Source organism: Hyphomicrobium sp. (assembly GCF_036780825.1).
Taxonomy (GTDB): domain Bacteria; phylum Pseudomonadota; class Alphaproteobacteria; order Rhizobiales; family Hyphomicrobiaceae; genus Hyphomicrobium_C.
In genome coordinates, this window is record NZ_DAIQCD010000002.1 from 160,260 (window position 1) to 185,474 (window position 25,215).

The 25,215-nt window shown below is 65.5% G+C and carries 26 protein-coding genes; 14 read left to right on the top strand and 12 right to left on the bottom strand.

The annotated features are described in order from the left end of the window. Nucleotides 1-236: 236 nt before the first annotated feature. From recF to trhO, 4 genes are all read left to right on the top strand, one after another. Entirely contained in the window at nt 237-1,439 is a 1,203-nt protein-coding gene (gene recF / locus V7P99_RS01915; RefSeq protein ID WP_333793132.1) for a DNA replication/repair protein RecF, read from the top strand. Between the two features lie 162 nt (nt 1,440-1,601). Next, on the top strand, nt 1,602-4,040 hold the full coding sequence (gyrB, locus tag V7P99_RS01920) for a DNA topoisomerase (ATP-hydrolyzing) subunit B (RefSeq protein ID WP_333793133.1): 2,439 nt from the start codon (nt 1,602-1,604) through the stop codon (nt 4,038-4,040). A gap of 11 nt (nt 4,041-4,051) precedes the next feature. Next, nucleotides 4,052-5,035 (top strand): prolyl aminopeptidase, encoded by a 984-nt coding sequence (gene pip / locus V7P99_RS01925; protein WP_333793134.1) that lies wholly within the window; start codon nt 4,052-4,054, stop codon nt 5,033-5,035. A gap of 169 nt (nt 5,036-5,204) precedes the next feature. Then, a complete protein-coding gene (gene trhO, locus V7P99_RS01930; RefSeq protein ID WP_333793135.1) occupies nt 5,205-6,029 on the top strand; it encodes an oxygen-dependent tRNA uridine(34) hydroxylase TrhO in 825 nt (274 codons plus the stop codon). Here the strand turns inward: trhO and hslU are convergent. The 3 genes from hslU to hslV are packed head-to-tail and all read right to left on the bottom strand — an operon-like array spanning nt 6,019 to nt 8,253. Next, entirely contained in the window at nt 6,019-7,329 is a 1,311-nt protein-coding gene (gene hslU, locus V7P99_RS01935; RefSeq protein ID WP_333793136.1) for an ATP-dependent protease ATPase subunit HslU, read from the bottom strand. The two genes, trhO and hslU, sit on opposite strands and share 11 nt — an antisense overlap. A 12-nt stretch (nt 7,330-7,341) precedes the next feature. Then, nucleotides 7,342-7,659, bottom strand: a complete 318-nt coding sequence (locus V7P99_RS01940) for a DMT family transporter (RefSeq protein WP_333793137.1) — start codon at nt 7,657-7,659, stop codon at nt 7,342-7,344. 24 nt (nt 7,660-7,683) lie between these two features. After that, nucleotides 7,684-8,253: an ATP-dependent protease subunit HslV gene (gene hslV / locus V7P99_RS01945; protein ID WP_333793138.1), complete on the bottom strand. Its 570-nt coding sequence runs from the start codon at nt 8,251-8,253 to the stop codon at nt 7,684-7,686. A 95-nt stretch (nt 8,254-8,348) separates the two neighbouring features. Between hslV and hisB the strand changes: the two genes are divergently transcribed. The 4 genes from hisB (at nt 8,349) to pyrE (ending at nt 10,882) form a co-directional block, all read left to right on the top strand. Further along, on the top strand, nt 8,349-8,978 hold the full coding sequence (gene hisB, locus V7P99_RS01950; RefSeq protein ID WP_333793139.1) for an imidazoleglycerol-phosphate dehydratase HisB: 630 nt from the start codon (nt 8,349-8,351) through the stop codon (nt 8,976-8,978). Further along, the gene (locus V7P99_RS01955) at nt 8,978-9,526 is read left to right on the top strand and encodes a DUF2628 domain-containing protein (RefSeq protein ID WP_333793140.1); all 549 of its coding nucleotides are present in this window, start codon (nt 8,978-8,980) and stop codon (nt 9,524-9,526) included. Before hisB ends, V7P99_RS01955 begins: the two co-directional genes overlap by 1 nt. A gap of 7 nt (nt 9,527-9,533) precedes the next feature. Next, the gene (gene hisH, locus V7P99_RS01960) at nt 9,534-10,202 is read left to right on the top strand and encodes an imidazole glycerol phosphate synthase subunit HisH (protein WP_333793141.1); all 669 of its coding nucleotides are present in this window, start codon (nt 9,534-9,536) and stop codon (nt 10,200-10,202) included. 122 nt (nt 10,203-10,324) lie between these two features. Further along, a complete protein-coding gene (pyrE, locus tag V7P99_RS01965; protein WP_333793142.1) occupies nt 10,325-10,882 on the top strand; it encodes an orotate phosphoribosyltransferase in 558 nt (185 codons plus the stop codon). Nucleotides 10,883-11,183: 301 nt separating this feature from the next. Here pyrE and V7P99_RS01970 read toward each other — a convergent pair whose 3' ends face one another. After that, complete coding sequence (locus V7P99_RS01970; protein ID WP_333793143.1) at nt 11,184-11,546, bottom strand: hypothetical protein; 363 nt, start codon at nt 11,544-11,546, stop codon at nt 11,184-11,186. 360 nt (nt 11,547-11,906) lie between these two features. Further along, nucleotides 11,907-12,227: a hypothetical protein gene (locus V7P99_RS01975; RefSeq protein WP_333793144.1), complete on the bottom strand. Its 321-nt coding sequence runs from the start codon at nt 12,225-12,227 to the stop codon at nt 11,907-11,909. 111 nt (nt 12,228-12,338) lie between these two features. On the opposite strand from V7P99_RS01975, the gene hisA reads away from it, so the two are divergent. After that, nucleotides 12,339-13,070, top strand: a complete 732-nt coding sequence (gene hisA / locus V7P99_RS01980) for a 1-(5-phosphoribosyl)-5-[(5-phosphoribosylamino)methylideneamino]imidazole-4-carboxamide isomerase (protein WP_333793145.1) — start codon at nt 12,339-12,341, stop codon at nt 13,068-13,070. 7 nt (nt 13,071-13,077) lie between these two features. Then, complete coding sequence (gene hisF / locus V7P99_RS01985) at nt 13,078-13,851, top strand: imidazole glycerol phosphate synthase subunit HisF (protein ID WP_333793146.1); 774 nt, start codon at nt 13,078-13,080, stop codon at nt 13,849-13,851. A 55-nt stretch (nt 13,852-13,906) separates the two neighbouring features. Here hisF and nth read toward each other — a convergent pair whose 3' ends face one another. After that, complete coding sequence (gene nth, locus V7P99_RS01990) at nt 13,907-14,533, bottom strand: endonuclease III (RefSeq protein ID WP_442909852.1); 627 nt, start codon at nt 14,531-14,533, stop codon at nt 13,907-13,909. A gap of 139 nt (nt 14,534-14,672) precedes the next feature. On the opposite strand from nth, the gene V7P99_RS01995 reads away from it, so the two are divergent. Next, the gene (locus V7P99_RS01995; protein WP_333793148.1) at nt 14,673-15,176 is read left to right on the top strand and encodes a DUF2244 domain-containing protein; all 504 of its coding nucleotides are present in this window, start codon (nt 14,673-14,675) and stop codon (nt 15,174-15,176) included. Between the two features lie 18 nt (nt 15,177-15,194). On the opposite strand, the gene V7P99_RS02000 is transcribed toward V7P99_RS01995, so the two are convergent. The 4 genes from V7P99_RS02000 to V7P99_RS02015 form a co-directional block, all read right to left on the bottom strand. Beyond that, nucleotides 15,195-15,833, bottom strand: coding sequence for a hypothetical protein (locus V7P99_RS02000; protein ID WP_333793149.1), 639 nt, complete (start codon nt 15,831-15,833; stop codon nt 15,195-15,197). Nucleotides 15,834-15,845: 12 nt separating this feature from the next. Continuing rightward, nucleotides 15,846-16,439 carry a hypothetical protein gene (locus tag V7P99_RS02005; RefSeq protein ID WP_333793150.1) on the bottom strand — a complete coding sequence of 198 codons (594 nt, stop codon included), beginning with the start codon at nt 16,437-16,439 and terminating at the stop codon, nt 15,846-15,848. A 125-nt stretch (nt 16,440-16,564) separates the two neighbouring features. Next, nucleotides 16,565-17,500 (bottom strand): ornithine carbamoyltransferase, encoded by a 936-nt coding sequence (gene argF, locus V7P99_RS02010; protein ID WP_333793151.1) that lies wholly within the window; start codon nt 17,498-17,500, stop codon nt 16,565-16,567. Nucleotides 17,501-17,537: 37 nt separating this feature from the next. After that, nucleotides 17,538-18,707, bottom strand: a complete 1,170-nt coding sequence (locus tag V7P99_RS02015; protein ID WP_333793202.1) for an aspartate aminotransferase family protein — start codon at nt 18,705-18,707, stop codon at nt 17,538-17,540. A gap of 889 nt (nt 18,708-19,596) precedes the next feature. Here V7P99_RS02015 and V7P99_RS02020 point away from each other — a divergent pair. Then, nucleotides 19,597-20,151, top strand: a complete 555-nt coding sequence (locus tag V7P99_RS02020; RefSeq protein ID WP_333793152.1) for a GcrA family cell cycle regulator — start codon at nt 19,597-19,599, stop codon at nt 20,149-20,151. Nucleotides 20,152-20,362: 211 nt separating this feature from the next. Here the strand turns inward: V7P99_RS02020 and V7P99_RS02025 are convergent, their stop codons facing one another. After that, nucleotides 20,363-21,082, bottom strand: coding sequence for a thermonuclease family protein (locus V7P99_RS02025; protein WP_333793153.1), 720 nt, complete (start codon nt 21,080-21,082; stop codon nt 20,363-20,365). A gap of 537 nt (nt 21,083-21,619) precedes the next feature. Between V7P99_RS02025 and V7P99_RS02030 the strand changes: the two genes are divergently transcribed. Continuing rightward, nucleotides 21,620-23,875, top strand: coding sequence for an AsmA family protein (locus tag V7P99_RS02030; protein ID WP_333793154.1), 2,256 nt, complete (start codon nt 21,620-21,622; stop codon nt 23,873-23,875). Between the two features lie 308 nt (nt 23,876-24,183). Further along, nucleotides 24,184-24,669 carry an adenosylmethionine decarboxylase gene (gene speD / locus V7P99_RS02035; protein ID WP_333793155.1) on the top strand — a complete coding sequence of 162 codons (486 nt, stop codon included), beginning with the start codon at nt 24,184-24,186 and terminating at the stop codon, nt 24,667-24,669. 56 nt (nt 24,670-24,725) lie between these two features. On the opposite strand, the gene V7P99_RS02040 is transcribed toward speD, so the two are convergent. Continuing rightward, nucleotides 24,726-25,118 (bottom strand): hypothetical protein, encoded by a 393-nt coding sequence (locus tag V7P99_RS02040; RefSeq protein WP_333793156.1) that lies wholly within the window; start codon nt 25,116-25,118, stop codon nt 24,726-24,728. Between the last annotated feature and the right edge of the window lie 97 nt (nt 25,119-25,215).

The following is a 25,215-nucleotide window of genomic DNA, read 5'->3' on the forward strand; positions in this document are numbered from 1 at the left end:
AGTACTTGAGCCTGATCGTTTGAGGTGGATGCGGACACGCATTCACCGAGAAACTGACTCACGCTCTCGAATAAAAAACTTAGAGCGCGTTCACGTCGCGCAACCCGATTCCGATAAGCGTGAACGTGCTCTAACGTGGATGCCGGTTTTGCGATAAGACGCACGATCAAACGAACCTGGTGCCGTGTCCCGCTTCCACCTCGACCGGAACGGCTTTGTGAAGAGACACAAGATCCTTGGCCTCAGCCATTGAACCGTGCACGCCGGCGCAAGCTGAGAGCACGCCGCGACTTTGGGTCGAGCGGCTGACGCTCACGCATTTCCGCAGCTATGGCGCGCTCGCCCTCGAACTCGCGCCGGAGCCGATCGTGCTCACGGGCCCCAACGGTTCCGGTAAGACCAATGTTCTTGAAGCCGTCTCGCTGCTGGCGCCGGGGCAGGGCCTGCGCCAGGCGCCGCTTGCCGATCTCGCACGCGCCGGCGGTGACGGAAGCTGGTCCGTCTCAGCCCGGGTGCACACGGCTTACGGCGCCGTGACCGTCGGCACCGGCCAGGCGCCCGCGCAGATCGGAGAGCGCGCCTCCGGCCGCCTCGTGCGCATCGATGGCGAGCAGAAATCCGGCTCCGGTGCGCTCGGCGATTATGTGGAGATGGTGTGGGTCACGCCGGCAACGGATGGTCTCTTCACGGGGCCGGCCTCGGAGCGTCGCCGCTTCCTCGACCGCCTCATCGTCTGCTTCGATTCCGGCCACCGCACGCGTGCCGGCCGCTTCGAACGCGCCATGGCGCAGCGTAACCGGCTGCTCGCCGACGGCGTGACGCGCGGAGCCCAGCTCGATGGGCTCGAGATCGTCATGGCCGAGATGGGCGTCGCCATCGCGGCCGCGCGGGCCGAGGCCGTTGCTGCGCTTGCCTCTGTGATCGCGGCGCGCCGTGAGCGCGATCCGGAGAGCCCGTTTCCCTGGTGCGGCATAGGCCTTGAGGGCGCCGTCGACGCCGATCTCGCGCTTCGTGCCGCTGTGGACGTGGAGGACGCTTACGCACGCCGCCTATTCGAGGTGCGCGAGCGCGACCGGGCCGCGGGCCGCGCGCTCGACGGCCCGCATCGCAGCGATCTCGCTGTTACTCATGGGCCCAAGGCGACGCCAGCGCGCCAAGCCTCCACGGGCGAGCAGAAAGCGCTGCTCATGGGGCTGCTTCTCGCCCACGCGGAGCTGGTTGCCGTGCGCCGCGACGGGATGGCGCCGCTGCTGCTTCTCGATGAGGTGACGGCCCATCTGGACGTGGCCCGCCGCTCGGCGTTGTTCGCGGAACTCCTGCGTCTCGGCGCCCAGGCCTGGCTCACAGGAACGGATCGTGAGGCCTTTGCGAGCCTTGCGGGACGGGCGCAATTTTGGCAGGTGCGCGACGGCGTCGTCGAGCCTTTCCGAGGCGCCTGAGCGGCCTTTGCTCGCGACTCTCGGTCCTCTTCTTCAATGCCTTGATAAAAAATGAAAAATAAGCGTGGGCTGCGGTCTTTATGACGCGCTTTTTTCGCCTTTTTTGATCCTCTCTGTGCTAGAGTTTCCGGTGATCAGGAGAAATCTCGCTACAGGAACGGAATGAGCGCTCAGCCCGCCAAGACTACACCTTTGCCCGAGGACTATGGTGCCGACAGCATCAAGATGCTGAAGGGGCTCGAGGCGGTGCGCAAACGTCCGGGCATGTACATCGGCGATACGGATGACGGCTCGGGCCTGCACCACATGATTTACGAGGTCGTCGACAACGCGATCGACGAGGTTCTGGCCGGCCACGCTCAGTTCTGCGAGGTGACGCTGAACCCCGACGGCTCGTGCACCGTACGCGACGACGGCCGCGGCATCCCGACCGGCATCAAGGAGGACGACGACCACGAGCCGAAGCGCTCGGCGACGGAGATCGTCTTCACCGAGCTGCACGCCGGCGGAAAGTTCGATCAGAATTCCTACAAGGTCTCGGGCGGCCTGCACGGCGTCGGCGTGTCCGTCGTCAACGCGCTTTCGACATGGCTCCGCGCCCGCATCTGGCGCCGTGGCAAGGAGCACGTGATCGAGTTTCGCGACGGCGTCGCGACCGGTCCACTTCAGATCGTCGGTGATGCCGGCGACGAGCGCGGCACCGAGGTGAGCTTCCTTCCGAGCACCGAAACGTTCTCGATGGTGGAGTTTGACTACGCGACGCTCGAGCACCGTTTGCGCGAGCTGGCGTTCCTCAACTCCGGCGCCAAGATCGTGCTCACGGATGCGCGCCATGCCGACGTGAAGCGCCAGGAATTCCTTTACGACGGCGGCACGTCCGCTTTCGTTCGCTTCCTCGATCGCTCGAAGCAGACGCTCATCCCCGAGCCGATCATGATCCGCACCGAGAAGGATCGCGTCGGCGTCGAGGTGGCGTTGTGGTGGAACGACACCTACCACGAGAACGTGCTCTGCTTCACGAACAACATTCCGCAGCGCGATGGCGGCACGCATCTGGCGGGCTTCCGCGCCGCGCTCACGCGCGTCATCAATAAGTACGCAGCCGACAGCGGCATCTCCAAGAAGGAGAAGGTCGACCTTTCGGGCGAGGACGCGCGAGAAGGGCTCACCTGCGTGCTTTCGGTCAAGGTGCCGGATCCGAAGTTCTCGAGCCAGACGAAGGATAAGCTTGTCTCGTCCGAAGTGAAGACCGTGGTCGAGAGCGTGGTTTCGGATCAGCTCACGGCATGGTTCGAGGAGCATCCGAAGGAAGCGAAAGCCGTCGTCGGCAAGATCGTCGAGGCGGCGCTTGCGCGTGAGGCAGCGCGCCGGGCGCGCGAGCTGACGCGCCGCAAGAGCGCACTTGATGGGCTGCGCCTTCCGGGCGGCCTCGCCGAGTGCCAGGATCGGGATCCGGCCAACACTGAGCTCTTCATCGTCGAGGGCGACTCGGCCGGAGGCTCCGCCAAGCAGGGCCGCAAGCGCGAGTATCAAGCCGTGCTGCCGATCCGCGGTAAGATCCTGAACGTCGAGCGCGCGCGCATCGACAAGATGCTCTCGTCGGAGCAGGTGACGAACATCATCGGCGCTCTCGGCACCGGCATCCGCGACGACTTCGATCTTTCAAAGCTGCGCTATCACAAGGTCATCATCATGACCGACGCCGACGTGGACGGCGCCCACATCCGCACGCTGCTGCTCACGTTCTTCTATCGCCAGATGCCGGAGCTGGTGGAGAACGGGCATGTCTACATCGCTCAGCCGCCGCTTTACAAGGTGACGCGCGGCAAGAGCAGCGCCTATCTCAAGGATCAGCGCGCGCTCGAGGATTATCTGATCGACACCGGGCTCGAGGACACCGTTCTGATCGCCGGCGGCGCAGAGCGCGGCGGCCGGGATCTGCGCGAAATCGTGGATCAGGCGCGGGGGATCGTGGGGCTGATCGATCAGCTCCACTCCCGCTATGCGCGTCCCATCGTCGAGCAGGCGGCGATCGCCGGCGCGTTCGATGCGGCGCTTCTCGATCAGCCCGCTTTGGCAGGCCGCGCGGCCGACGCCGTCGCTGCGCGCCTCAACGAGGTCGCTGAGGAGACGGAGAAGGATTGGTCCGGCACGTTCGGTGACGATGGCTTCCTGTTCCGCCGCGAGGTGCGCGGCGTGACCGAGGCGCACGCGCTCGACCGCGCGCTTCTCTCCTCGCTGGATGCGCGCCGTCTCAATGAGAAGCGCGAGCATCTGGCCGAAGTCTACGGGAGCGGCACCAAGCTGCGGCGCAAGGGTGAGACCCTGTTCATCGAAGGCCCGCGCGCGTTGCTGGATGCGATCTACGAGTCCGGCCGCAAGGGGCTCTCGCTGCAGCGCTACAAGGGCCTCGGCGAGATGAATCCTGAGCAGCTCTGGGAGACGACCCTCGATCGCGATGCGCGCACGCTTCTGCAGGTGAAGATCGGCGACGTCTCCGAGGTGGACGAGATCTTCTCCAAGCTGATGGGCGACGTGGTCGAACCGCGCCGGGAGTTCATCCAGGAGAACGCTCTCACCGTCGCCAATCTGGACGTATAGGGCGCCGCGCCGTGCCGCTTCCGACAGGAAACGCTGCGCGCACCGAACCCGGGGCCACGGAACCCCCACGGCCTTTCGATGCCATCATGCTGTCTGTTGGCGACGGCCACTGGATCTATGTCGAGGAGGTCGGCAGGCGCGGCGGCGTTCCTGTGCTCTTCCTGCACGGCGGCCCGGGCAGCGGGGCGCAGCGCAGCCACCGCCTGCTGTTCGATCCGGAGCGCTTCCATGCTGTGCTGTTCGATCAGCGTGGCACCGGGCGCAGCCATCCCTATCTCTCGAGAGACGCCAACACCACGCCCCATCTCGTCGCCGACATCGAGCGGATCCGCACCCACATGGGCTTCGAGCGGATGCTGATCGTCGGCGGCTCCTGGGGCTCGACGCTCGCCCTGGCTTATGCCGAGACCCACCCTGAGCGCGTCGCGGGGCTCGTGCTACGTGCGGTGTTTCTCGGCACGGACGCGGAGGTCGACTGGGCCTTCCGCCGCGCTGCGGCCGAGATGCGCCCCGACCTTTACGAAAGCTTCTGCGCCGCTCTGCCGGAGAACGAGCGCGCCGATCCGCTCAAGTCCTACGTCGCACGCCTCACGGGCAGTGATGCCGATGCGCAGGCGGCCGCGGCTCGAGCCTGGTTCCAGTTCGAGCGGATCCTATCCGAGTTCGCCCCGGCCGCGGCGGAGGTGTCCGCGCAGGAACTCACGGAAGGCCGCATCCCTCCGACGCCGATCATGGAGGCGCACTACATCGCCAACAGCTTTTTCCTGGCGCCAAACGCGCTACTCGATGGCGCGGGGCGGCTGGCCTCCATCCCAGGCGCGATCATCCAGGGACGCTATGATCTTTTATGCCCGCCTCGCGCGGCCTATGAACTGGCGAAGCGCTGGCCGGCAGCAAGTCTCGAGATCGTCCCGAGCGCCGGCCATTCGATGACTGAGCCCGGCGTCTTCGACGCCATGAAGCGCGCGATCGACCGGCTCGTGGACGCACTCTAAGAGTGCTTCCGGAAAAGTGGGAACCGGTCATGGCGAAGCCATGCAAGAAAAAGACCGGGCGAAGCCATGCAAGCCAGGTGTCCGAGAAGAAGCACGATCAAACAAAAACTTAGAGCCGTTTCCCAATTCCACTTAAGCCGGTACGGCTCTGAAAAAAAACGCAAGCGCCATGCCCGTCACCGTCTCGACTTTCTATAAGTTCGTCGCCATCGCCGACCCGCCGGCGTTTCGCGAAAGCGTGCGCGCCTTAGCGCGGGACGCCGCGATCAAGGGCACCATCCTGATCGCGCCGGAAGGCATCAACGCCACCATTGCAGGGGCGGAGGCCGGCGTGCGCCGCGTCCTGTCCTGGCTCCGATCCGATCCGCGCTTCGGCGACCTCGTGAGCAAGGAATCCTACGCCGAGACGGAGCCATTCGGCCGCCTCAAGGTGCGGCTCAAGCGCGAGATCGTGACGCTGCGCCGGCCGGAGGCCGATCCTTCGAAGCGCGTCGGCACCTATGTCGCGCCCCGAGACTGGAATGCGCTGATCGCCGATCCGGACGTCATCGTCGTCGATACGCGGAACGCCTATGAGGTTGCCGTTGGCTCGTTTCCGGGCGCCATCGATCCCGTGACGCGCACCTTCGGCGAGTTTCCGGATTTCGTCGCCGCCCGGCTCGATCCCGAAAAACACAAGCGCATCGCCATGTTCTGCACGGGCGGCATCCGCTGCGAGAAGGCCTCAGCTTACATGCTCTCGCAAGGATTTGCCGAGGTCTACCACCTGGAAGGCGGCATCCTGAAATACCTCGAGACGGTTCCGTCCGAGGATAGCCTCTGGCAAGGCGAATGCTTCGTCTTCGACGAGCGTGTGGCGCTGGAGCACGGCGTGAAGCCGGGCTCTCATACGCTCTGCAGGCGGTGCGGATCGGCCGTTCCCGCAGGCAGCGAAAGCGCGCACGCCGCGAGCTGTCCGCGATCCGAGACCTCGGCCGACGCCATCAAAGAATGAACTTGGAAAGATCCGCGTTCTTCGCCAGCTCGCCGACGCGGCTCGTCACGTAGGCGGCGTCGATCGTCACCGTGTCCCCGCTGCGGTCCGACGCCTCGAACGAGATCTCGTCGAGCACGCGCTCCATCACCGTCTGGAGCCGCCGAGCGCCGATGTTTTCAACCGTCGCATTGACCAGCACGGCGGTATCCGCCAGCGCGTCGATCGCATCCTCCGTGAAGCTGAGGGCCAGCCCCTCGGTCGCCATCAGCGCCGTGTATTGCTTGATCAGGCTCGCTTCCGGCTCGGTCAGGATGCGCCGGAAATCTTCCCGCGTCAGCGCCTTGAGCTCGACGCGGATGGGCAGCCGGCCCTGCAGCTCCGGCAGCAGGTCCGCGGGCTTGGCCACGTGGAAGGCGCCCGATGCGATGAAGAGCACATGGTCCGTCTTCACCGGCCCGTATTTCGTCGATACGCTCGTGCCTTCGATCAGAGGCAGCAGGTCGCGCTGCACGCCCTCGCGCGAGACTTCCGCGCCCGCGCGCCCCGTTTCGCCACGCGAGCAGATCTTGTCGATCTCGTCTAGGAACACGATGCCGTTGTTTTCGACGGCGCGGATCGCTTCTCCCGTGATCTGCTCGGAGTCGATCAGCTTGTCGCTCTCCTCGGCGATCAGGAGCTTGTGGCTGTCCTTGACGCTGATGCGGCGCGGCTTCGTGCGCCCGCCCATCATCTTTCCGAAAATGTCGCCGAGATTGATAGCGCCGACCGACGCGCCCGGCATGCCCGGAATGTCGAGCATGGGCAGGTTCGCGCTCTCCGACACATGGATCTCGATGGTCTTGTCGTTGAGCTCGTTGTCCCGGAGCCGCTTGCGGAACGTCTCGCGCGTCCCGGGCGAGGCTGTTGGGCCCACCAGCGCGTCGAGCACGCGCTCCTCGGCATTCTTCTCGGCCTGTGCGCGCACTTCCTTCCGCTTGGCCTCGCGCACGAGCTGAAGCCCCACCTCGACGAGGTCGCGGATGATGCTCTCGACGTCGCGCCCGACATAGCCGACTTCCGTGAACTTCGTCGCCTCGACCTTGAGGAACGGCGCGCCGGCGAGTTTCGCGAGCCGGCGGGCGATCTCCGTCTTGCCGACGCCCGTCGGCCCGATCATGAGGATGTTTTTCGGCAGGACCTCGTCCTTGAGAGGCCCCTCGAGCTGCTGGCGCCGCCAGCGGTTCCTGAGTGCGATGGCGACGGCGCGCTTGGCATCGCCCTGCCCGACGATGTAGCGGTCGAGCTCGGAGACGATTTCACGCGGCGAGAAGTTGGTCATTAAGCGATGGCCTCAATCCGTGACGAGCTTCAACCCGGCAAGGGAAATGATGAGCAGGGATAGAAAGAACATGCGCCCGAACGTCACGGGCTCGCCGTAGTAGAGGACGCCAACGACGACCGTGCCGATGGCGCCGATACCGCCCCACGCCGCATACGCGGTTCCGAGCGGGATGGTCTCCGATGACTTGGACACGAAGTAGATGCTGATCGCAGCCAGCGCCAGGACGATCGTGGTCGGCAGGAATTTGGTGAAGCCGTCCGTATAGCGGATGGCGGTGGTGAAAGCGACCTCGAGTGCACCGCCGAGCAACAGAAAGATCCAACCCATGTGAGCTCCGACGCAAGGAAGGCGTTATTTCGACGATGGCAGGCTTTCGAGGACGAGGTTGTCGTTCGTATAGACGCAGATCTCGCCGGCGATGCCCATGGCGCGGCGCGCGATGGTCTCCGCATCGAGCGGCTGATCGATGAGCGCCCGCGCCGCCGCGAGCGCGTACATGCCGCCCGACCCGATGCCCATCACGTGATGCTCCGGCTCGAGCACGTCGCCAGTGCCGGTGAGCACCAGCGTCACGTCTATGTCGGCCACGATCATCATGGCTTCGAGCCGCCGGAGGAAGCGATCGGTGCGCCAGTCCTTGGCGAGCTCGACCGCGGCGCGCATGAGCTGGCCGGGATACTGCTCGAGCTTGGCCTCGAGGCGCTCGAACAGGGTAAATGCGTCGGCCGTCGCGCCCGCAAAGCCGGCGATCACGCCGCCGGTGCCGAGCTGGCGCACCTTGCGCGCGTTGGCCTTGATGATGGTGGCCCCGAGGCTCACCTGCCCGTCGCCCGCGATCACAACGCGGCCGTCCTTGCGCACGGTCAGGATGGTCGTGGCGTGCCAGGATGCGCCTGCTGGGCTGTGAGGGGTGTCGGTCATGGGTCCTAATGCTGCGATAAGCTGCCGGGCCACACTCTGGCACCTGGCTCCCGAAGCTGATAAACGCTGAGTTTCATTAAGGCAACAACGGCAGGATGTACGTTTGGCCTCCTGCCCATCGAGGATGGAACGTGAAGCGGCAAGCCACCATCTCCCGCAGGACCAAGGAGACCCAGATCACGGCCAGCGTCGATCTCGACGGCACCGGTGCGTCGGAGATCTCAACGGGCATCGGCTTTCTGGATCATATGCTGGAGCAGATCGCCCGCCATGGCCTTTTCGACATCAAGCTGGAGGCGAAGGGCGATCTGCACATCGACTTCCATCACACGACCGAGGACAGCGGCATCGTGCTCGGCCAGGCGGTCGCGAAGGCGCTCGGCGACAAGCACGGCATCACGCGCTACGCGGACGTGCACCTCCCGATGGACGAGGCGCTGACCCGGGTCGCCATCGATATTTCCGGCCGGCCCTATCTGGTCTGGAAGGTGGACTTCTCGCAGCCGAAGATCGGCGACATGGATACGGAGCTGTTCCGTGAGTGGTTCCAGGCTTTCGCGCAGAATGCGGGCATCACGCTCCACGTCGCAAGCCTCTATGGCGAGAACAACCACCACATCGTCGAAAGCTGCTACAAAGGCTTGGCGCGCGCGCTTCGTAGCGCTGTCGCGCTGGATCCACGGCAGGCGGGGCGCGTTCCCTCGACCAAGGGGATGCTGGCCTGATGCTGCATCTGCTGTTTAGCGGGACGGGTCGCGTGTCTGTCTTCACCGTTCACGAGCCGCCCGAGCCAGGCGGCACCAGGATCGAGCGAGCCGAGCGGCTGCTTTTTCTCCGCGACGGCTTTTCCTGGCGCGCGGCGCTTTTCTCCCCGGTCTATCTTCTGTTGCGTGGCGAATGGCTCGCTTTGGCCGCCTATGCCGTGGCCGCCGCCGCGTTGGCGACGGCCCTGCGCTTCGCCGGTGCCGGCAATGAATGGGGCGCTCTCGCGTTCGTGCTGCTGAACGTGCTCACGGGATTCGAGCTCGGCGCACTCAAGCGTTGGTCGCTTACGCGCAAGGGATGGCGTGAGATCGCCGCTGTCAGCGGCCGCGGGCAGGATGACGCCGAGCGTCGTTTCTTCGACGCGTGGCTGCCCTCGCTCCCGGCCGAGATGCCGGGATACGCAGCAGCGTCCGGCTCCGCCGCCTATGACCATCCCGCCGCGGGTCTCGAGACGGCGCTTCGCCGTCTGTCCGCTCGCCTTCGCAGCAAGTTCGCCGTCAAAACCTGACCCCCATATGCAGCGCGTCGTCATCATCGATTACGGCTCCGGCAATCTTCACTCGGCCGCGAAGGCCTTCGAGCGTGCCGCGCGCGAGGGAGGCCTAGACTCTGAGATCGTCGTCAGCGCGCGCGCTGAAGACGTGCGTGCGGCAGACCGCCTGGTGCTCCCCGGCGTCGGCGCCTTCGCCGATTGCAAGCGCGGCCTCGAAGCCGTGCCGGGCTTACGCGAGGCCCTCGAGGACGCCGTCCGCATCCGCGCCCGCCCGTTTCTCGGCATCTGCGTCGGCATGCAGCTTCTTGCCTCACGCGGCCGCGAGTTCGAGACGGCGGACGGGCTCGGCTGGATTGCGGGCGAGGTGCAGGCGATCCGCACGGCAGATCCCGCGCTCAAGATCCCGCACATGGGCTGGAACACGCTCGACGTGCGCCGCGAGCATCCGCTTCTCGCCGGCATCCCAACTGGGCCGAACGGGCTCCATGCCTACTTCGTGCATTCGTATCACTTCGTGCCCGAGGACCGCGCCGTCGTCGTGGCGGAGACGGACTACGGCGGCCCGGTTACGGCCCTCGTCGCCAGCGGCAATATCGCCGGCACGCAGTTCCACCCGGAGAAGAGCCAGGCCCTCGGCCTCGCCCTCCTCGCCAACTTCCTCAAGTGGCGGCCCTGGGGCCGGATCGTTTGAGGTGGGCGCGGACACGCGCCCCCGAGAAAATCTAAGCACACCCTGGAGCACGAGCCCCGATGAAGTGGACGCCTCGCCGCGCGCCGTCTATGAGCAACCCACGCAACTTTGGATCCGTGCCCATGACAGACATCACCGGCGCCCACGCCCGCCTCTTCGAGATCGTACGCACGAAATCCTTCGTGCGCGGCCACGTCGTGCTCGCCTCCGGCAAGGAGAGCGACCACTACTTCGACATGAAGCCCACGATGTTCGACCCCGAGGGCGCGGAGTTGCTGGCGACGCTGATCTCTGCGCGCATTGCGGGGACCAGCGCCGATATCGTGGGCGGCCTCGAGATGGGCGCCGTGCCGCTGATCACGCCTATCTCCATCGCGGCGCGCCGTGCGGGCCGCTCGCTTCCGGGCTTCTTCGTGCGCAAGACCGTAAAGGACCACGGCACGCGGAAGCTCGTCGAGGGCTTGAGCGACGTCGCTGGCAAGCGTGTCGCCATCGTCGAGGATGTGACGACCACGGGCGGCTCGGCCATGAAGGCCGTTGCAGCGCTCCAGGCCGCGGGCGCGACGATCGATCTCGTCATCTCGATCCTCGACCGCGAGGAAGGGGCCGCGAAGCTCTACGCAGACGCCGGCATCCCCTTCGCGTCACTCTTCAGGGCGAGCGAGTTCCTGAAGGCATGATCGCCTGAGATATAGAGCAGATCCCATTCGGACGAAATCGCCCGAATGGGTGAAGATGCTCGCTCAAACAAGCAACTAGAGAATTTGCAGTGAGCGCAAGCGAACGGAAAATGCTCTAGCCTGGGTTCGCCAGACGCAGAAAAGGGAGGCTTGAAAGCCTCCCTTTTCGCTGAGCGACGCTTGGCGCGCGATGGGGGGAGCACCGTGCGGCTCGACGCAAAAACGCAACGGACGCAACAGAACGCAAGCTCATCGTGCTTCTGAACGGAAAAGCAGCTTCCACTTTTCCGGACGCACGTGCTTAGCACGCTTCCGCGAAAGGCAGCTCCGGCTCGTCGGTGAGGCCGGCCTTCGGCATCGGGAACGCAACGATGTTGGTGTCGCCGCCGGTTTCGACGCCCGCCTGGCGGCGCTTGAACCAGCGGATAGAGGTGTTGGTCAGGATCGCGTCGTCTTTCACGCGCTGGATGAGGAGACCGTCATCGATATCGAGCACGCGGGTCAATTTTGCTTCCAGCGCCTCCTCGCTCTCGTTCGAGCGCACATACCAGGTCTGCTCGAGCGGGCGCGCCCAGCTTTGACCGGCGGCCATGATGGCGTGAGCAACGATGTGCTTGATGAGATGCGGCTTAGCGAGATCGTACGAAATGAGATAGGTGCGCATGGGGCTCTCCGTGGGCGAGAAGAGGGGGGGGCGACGCGGTGAGAACGTAGAGGGAACGTGGCATGAGTCGGCAGCCACGTCTAGAGTCTGTTCGGACTTTGTTCTCGTGGGGGCCGAGGCTGAAAGACCCGTTGCGACGTCGTTCGTGGGCCTCCCGGTTCGACCAGCAGCCCACAGAACTTAGGGCACACGCGCGCAATCGACACAACACGTCACATTGTTGCATGTGAGATTGTGGCGCTGCAACTCGTCCGTGCGGGCGCCCCTCTCCTGTGGACCCACGGCGAGACGCCTCGTGTCGGTTGTGTGAAATTAATGTCTAGGCACAACAACTTAGATTGCGCTTGTGCGAGGGGCGCTCTAGTCAAAGAGATCAAGCTGGCCCGGATGCGAGCCCCGGGTGAGGCGCACATGCGGCCCCGGATCAATGCGCTCCACAAGCTTCGGATGCCGCTTGAGAAAAAGCGCCAGCGCCTTATCGCGGCTGCCCGGGAAACGGTCTTCCTGCCAGATCTCGTAGAGCCGCCGCGGGTCGCACCCATAGCGCCGGATGAGGTCGCTCGGACGGGTTCTGAGCCAGCGCGCGATCCAGATGTCGACAGCGTCCCGCTCGGTGAGCGAAGGGCGCGCCATCGCCGGGTGCGGGCGAGAATAGGATTTTGCGGGATAGGCCGACTGCATGATTGATACGCGGACTTGACGCTCGGCGACAAACTCTGTTGATCGGGCAAGACCATAGCAAACTTGTGGCGGGCGCGCCGCCAGAGCTTTCAGGGACTGCGAGGGTTTCGAGTGATCCTATTTCCTGCCATCGACCTCAAGGACGGCAAATGCGTCCGCCTCCGGCTGGGAGACATGAACGAGGCGACGGTCTTCAACGATGATCCGGCTGCGCAGGCGAAAGCTTTCGAGGAACAGGGCTTCGAGTACCTGCACATTGTCGATCTGAATGGCGCGTTCGCCGGCAAGCCGGTCAACGCGTCCGCCGTCGAGGCGATTTTGAAGGCGGTCGCCATGCCGGCCCAGCTCGGCGGCGGCATCCGTGATCTCGCAACCATCGAGACTTGGCTCGCGCGCGGCATACGCCGCGTCATCCTGGGTACGGTGGCGGTCCGCGATCCCGCGCTCGTGCGTGAAGCGTGCAAGAGGTTCCCCGGCCGCGTCGCCGTCGGCATCGACGCCAGGGGCGGCAAGGTGGCGGTGGAAGGCTGGGCGGAGACGTCGGAGCTGTCTGCCATCGACCTCGCGCGCCGCTTCGAGGACGCCGGCGTCGCCGCCATCATCTATACCGACATCGATCGCGACGGCGTCCTCAAGGGGCTCAACCTCAAGTCAACGGCGGAGCTCGCCCGCGCCACGGCGATCCCGGTCATCGCCTCCGGCGGCCTCGCTTCGATCGATGACGTGAGGGCGCTCTTGCGGCCTGAGAATGCAATGCTGGAAGGCGCGATCACCGGCCGCGCGCTCTACGACGGACGCCTCGATCCACGGGAAGCGCTGGCGCTTCTCAACGCCGCAAGCTGAGGACACCATGCTGAAAACCCGTATCATCCCGTGCCTCGATGTGAAGGACGGGCGTGTCGTCAAGGGCGTCAACTTCGTCGACCTCGTCGACGCGGGCGATCCCGTGGAGGCAGCCGCGGCCTACGACGCCGCCGGCGCAGACGAGCTCTGCTTCCTCGACATTACGGCCTCCCAAGAGGCGCGCGACGTGATCTTCGACGTCGTGGAGCGCACGGCCGAACGCTGCTTCGTGCCGCTCACGGTCGGCGGCGGCGTGCGCACGGTGGAGGACATCCGCAAGCTTCTCGAAGCCGGCGCCGACAAGGTCTCGATCAACACCGCCGCGGTCTTCAATCGCGATTTCGTGCGCGAGGCCTCTGAAAAGTTCGGCGCCCAGTGCATAGTCATCGCCGTCGACGCCAAGCGCGTGTCGGCGGAGGGCGAGCCGGCGCGCTGGGAGATCTTCACGCACGGCGGACGCAAGCCGACGGGTCTCGACGCGATCGCCTATGCGCGTGAGGTCGAGGCGCTCGGCGCGGGCGAGATCCTGCTCACCTCGATGGATCGCGATGGCACCAAGTCGGGCTTCGATATCGAGCTGACGCGCGCTGTCGCTGACGCCGTGGCCATCCCCGTCATTGCATCGGGCGGTGTCGGCACGCTCGATCATCTGGTCGCGGGCGTAAAGGAAGGCCATGCGAGTGCTGTGCTCGCCGCCTCGATCTTCCACTTCGGCACCCACACCATCGGCGAGGCCAAGCGCCATATGGCGGCGGCCGGCATCGCCGTGCGCATGCCCTGACGACTGCTGCGTCTTCAGGTGACCGGCGGGAAGCACGACGAAAAAAGCGCGAGCCTCACGCCGCCGGTGGCGTCTTGTCGGGATAGCGGCAGATGTCGCGGATGAGGCAGGTCGGGCAGGCCGGGCGGCGCGCCTTGCACACATAGCGCCCGTGCAGGATGAGCCAGTGGTGCGCGGGCACGCCGTATTCAGGTGGGATCTTCGCGAGCAGATCCTTCTCGACCTGGAGCGGCGTCTTTCCAGAAGAAAGCCCGATGCGGTTGGAGACGCGCAGCACGTGCGTATCGACCGCCATCGTCGGCGCGCCGAAGGCCACGTTCATCACCACGTTGGCGGTCTTTCGTCCCACGCCCGGCAGCGTCTCGAGAGCGTCGCGGTCTTGCGGCACTTCCCCGCCGAACTCGCGGATCAGCTTCTCGCTCAGCAGGATGACGTTCTTCGCCTTGGCGCGGAACAGCCCGATGGACTTGATGTGCTCGCGCACCACGTCCTCTCCGAGCGCCAGCATCTTCTGGGGCGTGTCGGCCTTTTCGAAAAGCGCGCGCGTCGCCTTGTTCACGCCTGCGTCGGTCGCCTGCGCGGAGAGCACGACGGCCACCAGGAGCGTATAGGAGTTGGTATGCTCGAGCTCGCCCTTGGGCTCTGGATTGGCGAGCGAGAAGCGGCGGAAAATTTCCGCAATTTCAGTCCGCGTGAGGCGGCGCGACGGCCTGCGCGCTTTGCCGGCCTCGGCGACGGCCGCAGGGGTGGCATGCGAAAGGGAACGGACTTGCAAGGTTTGGCGCTTTGACAAGATAAATCTCGAATGTAGGCTGAAGCGGATGAACGATAGCGGACCTCAGAGCCTGGATGCGAGCGTCTTTCGCGCCGTTCTGTATTCCCACCGTTCGCTCTCCCCGCGCGGTTTTCTGATCCTGATGCTGGCCATCGGCGGCGTGAGCTTCGTCTGCGGGACGTTCTTCCTGCTTTCCGGCGCCTGGCCGATCATGGGCTTCTTCGGCCTCGACGTGCTGCTCGTCTACATTGCTTTCAAGCTCAATTACAAATCCGGACTCGCTCATGAGATCGTCGATCTCACGCCGCGAACGCTCACCCTGAAGCAGGTATCGCCGACGGGCAAGAGCCGCAGCTTCGAGTTCAACCCCCATTGGGTGCGGCTGCTCTTTACCGAGGGGCCGGACGGCGGCAATCGCCTGATGCTCGCGTCGCACGGCCGGGAGCTCGAGTTCGCGCGTCTCTTGAACGATGATGAGCGCCGTGATTTCGCCAATGCGCTGCAGCGCGCTCTCGACGCCGGCCGCATGGACTATTTGCATCCGCATTAAACGGCAGCTCGAGCCCAGTCAGCCTCTCACGCGCGTTTGCGTCACCGCTGAAAAGAGGCAGAGCGCGACGATGGCGAAGCCGCCCCAGAAAAACACCTCGTTGGCCGCCCAGTCGCCCCGCGTGGTCGCAAGCTTGCCCGCGCCGATAAGGTAGCTGAGCCCGCCGGCGGCCGCGAGGCCGTGGACGAGGGTGAGCACGAGGGGCGGCATGCGGCGCTGCCGGCTGCGGCCGAGCCAGATACCATACACGCCGAGTCCGGCTGCGAAGACGGCGGCTCCGAAGCCGTACTGGAAGGCGTGACGCCACGCGAGATCAGACAGGGAGTAGATGGCAAAAAGCGCGGATGCGCCCCAGGCGTAGACCAGCGCGGCGAGCCAGACGTTGCATCTCAGCGCCTCGCGGATCGAGCCCAAGCCGTCCGGCTGGGCTGCCGAGCCCGTGCTCTTCGACCAGAGCGGCGCGTTGATGCCGAGCCCGGTGCCGACCACGAGCGCTACGAGCAGCCCGGCGGAGAGCGATGGCAGCACCTCGTCGCCGCGCCCGGCTCCCAGCACCATCATCGTGATGCTCAAGGCAGACGCCAGCAGCAGCCACGGCAGCAGCGGCCGCAACGAGATGCCCGACGTGTAGGAACGCCCTTGGTGATTGAGGCTCATGCGAGCCCCTGACTAGGGGGAATCCTTCCGTCCGTCAATCAACGCATAGGCGGACACGATCGCCAGCGCCACCGCGCCAAACAGGAAAATTCCATTGCCGGCCCAGTCGTTATCGGTCGCGTAGAGGATCTCCTTGTCTGGATCGATGACAAGGCCGGCAAGCGTTGCCAGCATGCCGAGGAGCTGACCGATGGCGAGATAGCGCCCCAGGCGGAGCAGCGTCGCGTCCTCGCGGCCTTTGTCGGCATCCTTTTTCAGAAGTGCCGAAAAGCCGAGGCAGAGAAGGCCGGCGCCGGCGAAAGCCGCTGAAAAATGCGTCCATTCGCGCCACGACATCACGGTCGTGTAGATCAGCACCAGGGCCGCCGCGCCCCACAGCCAGATCACGCCCATCGTGCGGGCCGTTGCGCCCTCGATCAGGCTCCGCGATGCGCTTGCTGCGCGCAGCGTGCGGCGCTCACGTGCGCCCGCAGCAGCCACCAGCAGGTTGGCGGCGGCAGCCGCGCCCAGAAGCCCGAGCGGCTCCGCAGCATGTGCAAAATAAACGACGGCCGCGAGCCCAAGGGCAAGCACGAGCGCTAGGCCAATCCTAAATCGAAAGGTCATATGAGCAGTCCTCCCCCGCGTGCGGAAACCGCGTGCTCTTACAGCACCTTTTGCTGGCGCTGGGAAGGAGCGCGGCTCCGTCCGTAATTTTCGTTCACGGGCGGAGAAGAGAGGCAGGAGACGCGTCAGCCAGCGCCGAGGCACCAAGCCAGGATCGCCTTTTGTGCATGAAGCCGGTTCTCGGCTTCGTCGAAAATCACCGACTGAGGCCCTTCGAGAACCGCTTCCGTCACCTCGTTGCCGCGGTAGGCCGGAAGGCAATGCATGAAGATCGCGCCCTTGGCCGCCTTCGCCATCAGCGCGTCATTCACGGCATAGGGCTTCAGCAGCTTCTTCCGTCGCGCACCGTCCGTATCCCCCATCGAAACCCACGTGTCGGTGACGATGCAATCGACGCCGCGCACCGCCTCGTTGGGGTCGGTCATAATGGAGACGTCGGCCTTCTCGCGGCGAACCCAGTCGACGATCTCCGCTTTCGGGCGCAGTTGCTCCGGGCACGCGACGCGCAGGGTGAAGCCGAACTTGGCGGCCGCCTGCATCCAGGAGGCAGCCACATTGTTGCCATCGCCAACCCAGGCCACGGTGCGCCCCTTGATAGGGCCGACGTGCTCCTCGAAGGTCATGACATCGGCCATGATCTGGCACGGGTGCGTCTTGTCCGTAAGACCGTTGATCACCGGCACGGTGGCATGCTCGGCGAGATCGAGCAGCGTGGCGTGGGAGTTAGCCCGGATCATGATCGCGTCGGCATAGCGCGAGAGCACGCGCGCCGTATCGGCGATGCTCTCCCCGCGGCCGAGCTGGAGGTCGTTCTGGTTGAGCGTGATCGTCTGTCCGCCGAGCTGGCGCATGGCGACGTCGAACGACACGCGCGTGCGCGTCGACGGCTTCTCGAAGATGAGGACCAGGACGTCGTCCTCGATGCCTTTCGGCTTGAGCTTGGCAGGCACGCGCTTCCCGGCCGCCTTCATGGCATGGGCGGCATCGACGATGCGCCGCAGCGTACGCGGATCGATCTCGTCGAGATCCAGGAAATGTCGAATAGCGGGTGCGTTGGCCATGGTCGACGGCCGGCTCCAGATCCGGAAGGTTGGGGGGTTAGGTATTGCTGGGTGAGGAAACGCGCGCGAGCGCCCGCGACAGGCGTTCGATGCCCTCGCTGATCTCGTGATCGGCGACGGTGAGCGGTGGAAGAATGCGTACGACGTTGTCGCCCGCACCGACGACGAGGAGACCCTCTTCGCGGGCGGCCGCGACGACAGCGGCCGGAGCCGACGATAGCCTGATGCCCGAGAGAAGGCCCTGTCCGCGCACTTCGACGACGAGATCGGGGAACTGGTCGCGGAGGCGCGCAAGGCCCTGCCGCAGCCGCAAAGCCTTCTGCTGCACGCCCTCGAGGAAGCCCGGTTCGAGCACGACATCAAGCACGGCCTCGCCGACGGCCATGGCGAGCGGGTTGCCGCCGAAGGTGGAGCCGTGGGTGCCGGGGGTGAGGCCGGCTGCCGCCTCCTCCGTTGCCAGAATGGCGCCGAGCGGGAAACCGCCGCCGATGCCCTTGGCGATGGCCATGACATCGGGCGTGATGCCGGCCCATTCATGGGCGAACAGCTTGCCGGAACGCCCGACACCGCTCTGCACCTCGTCGAGGATGAGAAGGATGCCAGCCTTGTCGCAGAGGCTGCGCAGCCCCTGGAGGTAGGCCTCGGAGCCCACATGGATGCCGCCTTCGCCCTGGATGGGCTCGATCATGACGGCCGCCGTCTCCGGGCCGATGGCGTCGCGGACGGCGTCGAGATCGCCGAACGGCACGTGGTCGAAGCCCGGCGCCTCTTCACCGAAGCCCTCGAGATATTTTGGATTTCCGGCAGCGGCGAGCGCGGCCAGCGTGCGGCCATGGAAGGCGCCCTGGCAAGTGATGATGCGCCAGCGCTCCGGCCGGCCGGAGACGAAATGGAAGCGGCGGGCGACCTTGATGGCGCCCTCGCAGGCCTCCGCTCCGGAATTGCAGAAGAACACACGGTCGGCGAAGGTCGCCGCGGTCAACCGCTCGGCGAGCCGCTCCTGGCCGGCCACGCGGTAGAGATTGGACGTGTGCCACAGCTTGCCCGCCTGCTCGGTCAGCGCGGCGACGAGGCGCGGATGGGAGTGGCCCAGGGCATTGACGGCGATGCCTGACGCGAAGTCGAGATAGCGTGCGCCCGTCTCGGTCTCGAGCCAGGAGCCTTCGCCCTTGACGAACACGATGTCCTGGCGGCCATAGGTGCCCATGACCGCTGGCGACGGGCCCGAGCCCGGGCGCGTGGTTGAGCCGGCCGATGCTGTGAGGGGTTTGGACATGGCGCCAATCCCGCTCCCCAAAAAGAGAAAAGCCGCCCTCCCGGCGGCTGCGCGAGGTTCGGGTGATACGCGTACCAGTTAATAAAGTCAACGGAGCCTGATGTGCAGGCTCCATGCTTCCAGGAAAGTGCGCTTCCGGGAAAGCGGGAACCGGTCATGGCGAAGCCATGCAAGAGTAAAGACCGGGCGAAGCCATGCAAGAGAGAGACTGGGCGAAGTCATGCACTCAAAGTGCCGGATAGGGAGCATGGTGAAAGAGTGCCGCCGCGCCCGGGCGATGTCCGACCCGTTCCGGGTGCCGCGGCAAGCATGCGGCCGGGCTATCTCCCGTGGGCAAGGGGCGCGGCCCATTGGCGGCAACCGTGTGGTTCTGATCTGCCATTTTTGCGCCGCCAAGGGGCGGAATAATATCGGGGACAGTCGCGAAAGGCCGTTCTTGCCGGGTGTTGCGACTCACTCTGTGGCGAGTGCGCAACGCGCCCCCTGTCAATAGCCTCGGCGCAAGCTGGCTGCGCTTGTACAAGAAAATCAAGTTATTGTAGGTTAACCCTGTCCAGACACGAGATGTCGCGTTGTGTTGCGGCCCTCCTGTGTTGCTTGTCTGGCCTGCGTTCGGACCCTTGTGTAGATGCGCGGCTTTCGCCCGCCGGTCCGCTCTAGTTCCTGCGTCCATCTTCAGTTCGCGTTGCGAGTAGGGTACGGCCCTGCTCACGCTCGGCGTGTGCTTTCTGCCGCCGGTCGTGATCAGCCGTAAGCCATTCGCACGCCTCGCTTTCCGAGCCGCGGGCTCGGGAACGCCTATGCTTGAGGGAGCACCACTATGGCCTGGAATGACGAACGGGTTGAGCTTTTGAAGAAGCTCTGGTCTGAAGGGCTTAGCGCCAGCCAGATCGCAGGACGCCTCGGCGGCGTCACCCGCAACGCGGTGATCGGCAAGGTGCATCGTCTCGGACTGTCCGGCCGCGCCACCACGTCGCGCATGAAATCGCACCGCCCGCGGGCACGCAGCACCGCGGCAACCGCCCGGCGCATGCAGCAGAAGACCCGCTTTGCGCCACAGGGCAATTCGGCATTGCGCTCCCTGTATCAGCCTGAGGCCGAGCCATTTACGCAGTCGGTCGAGGAGCTCGTAATCCCGCTCAAGGAGCGCCGCACCATACAAACGCTAACGGAATGCTCCTGCCGCTGGCCGATCGGCGATCCGCAGGCGGCCGATTTCCACTTCTGCGGCAAGACCAAGGTTGCCGGCCTGCCGTACTGCGAATTCCACGCTCGCCGCGCCTTCCAGCCTCCGCAGCCGCGCCGCCGCGAGCGCGAGATCGCCGAGCCGCGGGTGGTGCCGGCCGTCACCGCCAGCGAGCCGACCGACGCCTAGAGTGCTTCAGGAAAAGTGGGAACCGATTTTCCGAGAAGAAGCACGAGGAAACAAAAGCCTAGAGCCGTTCCCTGATTCCACTTGAGCTGGAACGGCTTCTAGAGCGCTGCTGGATTCGTTCGTTCTCGATGTGCGTGCTGATTGCAAGCCAAAGTCGGTCGCTCGCATCGAGAACGCAAATTCCAAAGCGCTTGTGCGCGGGAAATGGCTCTCAGTAGCCCATCGCGGGCCGGAAACCGGCCGCAGCCGCCTCGGCCTCATTGCAGAACCAGCGCTCTCCCTTGCCGGGCTCGATGCGCACCTCCCCATACCAGGGGCTCCAGGGCATGTGATAGATCCGCCCGTTCGCGGATATATTGCCCTTGATGACACAGCCTTCCGGAGCCCGCGCTTTTGCCGTTTGCCAGCGGTCGGCGCGGAAGACCCAGGCGGGCTCCGCCTCGCCCTTCCAGATGCCGATCCGCTTGCCGCGTGCCTCGGCTTCGAGCGCCTGATAGCGGAGCGAATAGCGCACGAACGCCCAGGCATGCCCGCTGCGCACCATTTCGGCGTTGATATTGCGGCCGCTGGCCGTGCACGAGCCGAGGACCCGGCCGTAGATGTCCCGCCCTGCGGTTTCGCACCCCACGTGCTTGCCACGCACCAGGGATCTCAGATGGTTCGTTGCGGCGCGCCCGCAGTCCCACGATCCGGACGGACCTCCGCCGCAGGTCTGGTCGGCCTCGGGAGCGTCGATCCCTTCGAGCCGTATCCGCTCGCCGTCGATGTCGAGAGTATCGCCATCGATAACCGTTGCGACGCCGCTGAGCACCGTTGCATCGGGGTTTGCTGCCTGGGCGGGGCCGCCCGTCGGTGCTCGGAGAAGTACCACTGCGGCGAGCGCGAGGGCCAATCCAAGCGGTGACAAGCGGGTGTAGGGAAATTCAGCCATAGGTTGTATGATGGCAGAGTCGAATGACCAAAGGGAGACCGTAAAGCGGCAAATTTTAAACAATTAAGTGGTGTTCTTCATGGTGATCGATACAACTTTGCCCGTTGAGGTCGGCTCGCCCGGAGGTTGTGCCGTACTCGGCCGCCCAGCGGCACCGTGGATTGAAGCGTGGATAAGAGGTGGCGCGGGCATCGCGGGATCGGCCCTGCGCTGACACAATTCCGGGTTAGAGCCTGGAGGCCAGCCGGCCTCGCGCCGCTGTTGCGATATATCGGACCTTGAATGACCAATAGACTCCCGCCCACCGGGCGGCCGCCCCGCCTGGACACCGACCGGCCCGCTGACGCGCGCGGCGATCCGCCGTCAAGGCCAGCAAGCGTCTCCGCGGCGAGGCCGGCCATGCCCCCGAGACCTGGTGTGCCGGCACAGGGGGTGCGCCCGGATCCGACCCTTCACCCGCCTCGCCCTGCGTCCCGCGATCCCGCGCGAGAGGCGCATCACGGCTATGCTCCGCCGAGGCCGCCAGGGGCCGGCGAGATGTCCGCCCACGGGCCAAGACAGGCCGGTCCGGGCCGGCGGGGCCAGCTCTCGGCGGCGCCGCACAGGCGCGATCAGGCGATGCCGCGCTCCGCCGAACGGCGTGCCACAGGCGCGCTCGGCTCCGTCCTCCTTTATGCCGGCCTCGGCCTTCTCGCCATGGTCGCGGGAGCGGTGACTTTCGCGCTCGTGGCCTTCCCCGCCGATTTTGTGCGGGATCGCGCCGTCCTCGCGGTGAAGGAGCGCACGGGGCGCGATCTTGTCATCGCAGGACCCACCTCGTTCACGCTCTTTCCGTCGCTTGGCATCTCGCTTTCCGGCGTCTCGCTCTCCGGCATCCCCGACGCTGCGGATGCAAAGCCGCTCGTGACCATGAAGGCGTTGGATCTCAAGATTGCGTTCTGGCCGCTGCTCCGGCGTCAGTTCGAAGTCGACACGCTGATCTTGCGCGAGCCGGTGTTCCATCTCGAGGTCGACGCCAGCGGCCGCCGCTCGTGGGATTTCGCGTCCGGCGAGCGCCAGGGACGGATCAGGCTTGCTCAAGCAGAAGGCGCCGGCGCGGAGGAGGCCACCGCAACCGACGCCGACCCCGGGTTCCCGGCCACTCAGAGCCGAAGCGCACGCCACGTATCCGATCTCAAGCTGCACGATGTGCGCATCGACGACGGCACGCTGAGCTACCATGACGCGCGCACGGACCGGACATCCGAGCTGTCCGCCATCAACGTCAAGCTTGCGCTTCCGACACTTGCTGCGCCGCTCGAGGCTGAAGGCGATCTCGCCTGGAAGGGCAAGACGGTGCGCTTCGACGGCACGCTGACTTCGCTGGCGGATGTCCTCGATCACCGCCCGGCCAAGCTCAGGCTTGCGCTCGGCACGAACGTGCTCGATGCCACATTCGAAGGCTCCGCGAGCCTGCATGGCGAGCTCGGCGCCGAAGGAATTCTCTCCGCCACGTCCACCTCGGCGCGCGGGCTGGCAGGCTGGTTCGGCGCGGATCTTCCGCCATCCGAGGGCTTTGGAGCGCTGAAGGCGAAAGGGCTCTGGCGCGGCATGCCGGAGCGGTTCTCGTTCACGACCGCTGAAATCGAGCTCGACGACACGGTGGCGCGCGGAGACATCAGCTTCGACGCACGCGGCGCCCGCCCGCTGGTCGATGCCAACCTGCAGCTCACCGAGCTCGATCTCAACACCTACGCTTCGAAGCGCAAGGCATCGGCTCGGTCACCGCGGCGCATCCCGGCGGGTGGCGAGACGCGCTCCATCGAGGACTTGCTCGATGAGGCGCCTGCTCCGCCGGGGCCACGCGTCCAGGGCTTCACGCAGCGCGACGGCTGGAGCGAGGAGCCCTTCGACCTTGCCCAGCTCGGCATTCTGGACGCCAACGCGCGCCTGACGATCGGCAAGCTCCGCATCGGCACGCTGAACCTTGACCGGTCGGACCTCACGGTTGCGCTCAAGAACCGGGTCATGACCATGACGCTGGACAAGGTGAGCCTTTACGAGGGCGCGGCCAGCGGAACCGTCATCCTCGACGGCGCAGCCGAGACCAGCGCCAATCTTGCCGCCGATCTCAAGCTGGATGGCGTTTCTGCCCTCCCGCTTCTGAAGGATGCGGTCGAGGTTGATCGGCTCGCGGGCCGCGGGCGCCTTGCCCTGACCCTCGCGGGCGAGGGCACAAGCGAGCGTGAGATCGTTGAGACGTTGAGTGGGCGGGTTCAGATGGCCTTCGCCGACGGGGCGGTCCTCGGCATCAACATCCCGGAAATGATACGCAATCTCGGAAAGGGTAACCTCTCGGGTCTCGGTGCGGCGCCGACCGACAAGACCGACTTCAGCGAGATGAGCGCGACCTGGACGGTCAAAGCCGGCGTTGCCGAGAACGACGACCTCAAGCTCGTGAGCCCGCTCCTGCGCCTCACGGGATCGGGCCGGGTGGCCCTGCCTCAGCGCGAGGTGGACTACACGCTGCGGCCGAAGATCGTCGCCAGCCTGGCCGGGCAGGGTGGCGCCCAGGACCTGTCCGGCATCGAGGTGCCTGTGCGCGTCCAAGGCCCTTGGGCGAACCCCAAGTACACCCCCGACGTCGCCGGCGTGCTCAACGATCCGAAAACGGTTGAGGCTATCAAAGGCATCGGCAAGCAGTTCAAGGGCAAGAAAGCGGACGAGATCGTGAACGATCTCCTGAGCGGCGATAGCAAGAGCCGCAAGGAGAAAGGCAAGAAACTGCTCGAGCAGTTTCTAGGCCCGCAGTGATGTATTCTGCATACGGAGCGGGTCAGGCGGGCCGGCCTCAGGCGGTGTGGCGATCGAACGCAAACATTTACGTCCCGCGCCCCCATTTTTCGCTTGCGACGCAGGGGCGCTTGCACCATATCAGCGGTCTCCGTTCGTCCACCTGCCCTTAAGGTCAAGGACTTCCATCCCCACACCCCCAAGGTAAGGAGCGTTCGGGTTAAATCTGTCTGCTGGTTGGGGAGGGTCATATGGCCTTTAATGACACCCTCTTCCAATTGGGGATGGACTTGACTCGTTCAAGCCCCGCCCAAAAGGAAGATCTCGCTGTGCGTGCTCAGGGTGCACGTACTGCTCTTGAGGAGACGACCGCGACGCGCACGAGCGCGCGCAACCATGCTGGCCGGCATCTGATCGTCGACCTGTTTGGCGCCCGTCGTCTCGATGATATCGGGCACGTGGAACAGACCCTTAGGGAATGTGTCGAGGCCGCTGGCGGCACGCTTCTGCATATGCACGTGCAGCCGCTCGTGCACGCAGGCGGCGTGACCGGCGTTGCCGTGCTCGAGGAGAGCCACATCGCGATCCATAGCTGGCCCGAGACGGGCTACGCGGCGCTCGACATCTTCATGAGCGGCAGTGCCGATCCGGCGCGTGCCGTGCCCGTTCTCCGCAAGGCGTTCGAGGCCGCCGAGGTGCGCGTCTCGAAGCAGCTCCGGGGCACGCCAGCCGAGGCGCGCGGCCCGGTGCCGGAGAAGGCGAAAGAGGCCAAGCCACGTGCGTCCCGCGCCCGCAAGGCGATGGTCGCCGCCTGAGCTGCGCATCTGAGTAAAGGCCGGTTGTAAGAGGGCGCGCGCCACTGGCGGGCGCCCTATTGATTTTGGCGGCTTCCATGCGCGATCGCGGGCAGCACGCCGTCCGGCCCGTCCCACTCATAAATCGTCATGTAGTCGAACAGCAGGATCCGTTCGCGCAGTGTGATGTGGTCGCCGACGGCCGGCAGCGCAGGCGCGACGTTGCCGACGCGGACCGAGGCGCCGCTGTCGAGTTTCACCCGGATATAGGGATAGTGCTCGCCGGTATCGCCGTTGAGACGCCAATCCGCGCTTTGCACCGTGCCGGCAACGTGACGCTCGGCGCGCGACGTCTCATGATAGGCGTACCCGGCGGCAAGCAGGGCTGCCAGTACGGTGATTTTCGGCATGTGGTCGGCGAGCTGTGTCCACGGCCCGCGATCGAGCCGCCCTTGCGCGTCCCCTCGCATGGTCCCTCCCCAGAAGCAATGTGCTCTTCCTTGGAGTCGCCCCCCGACGGACGCGAGCATGGGTTCGATTCTTGGCTAAAATCCGACCGCGCCGCGC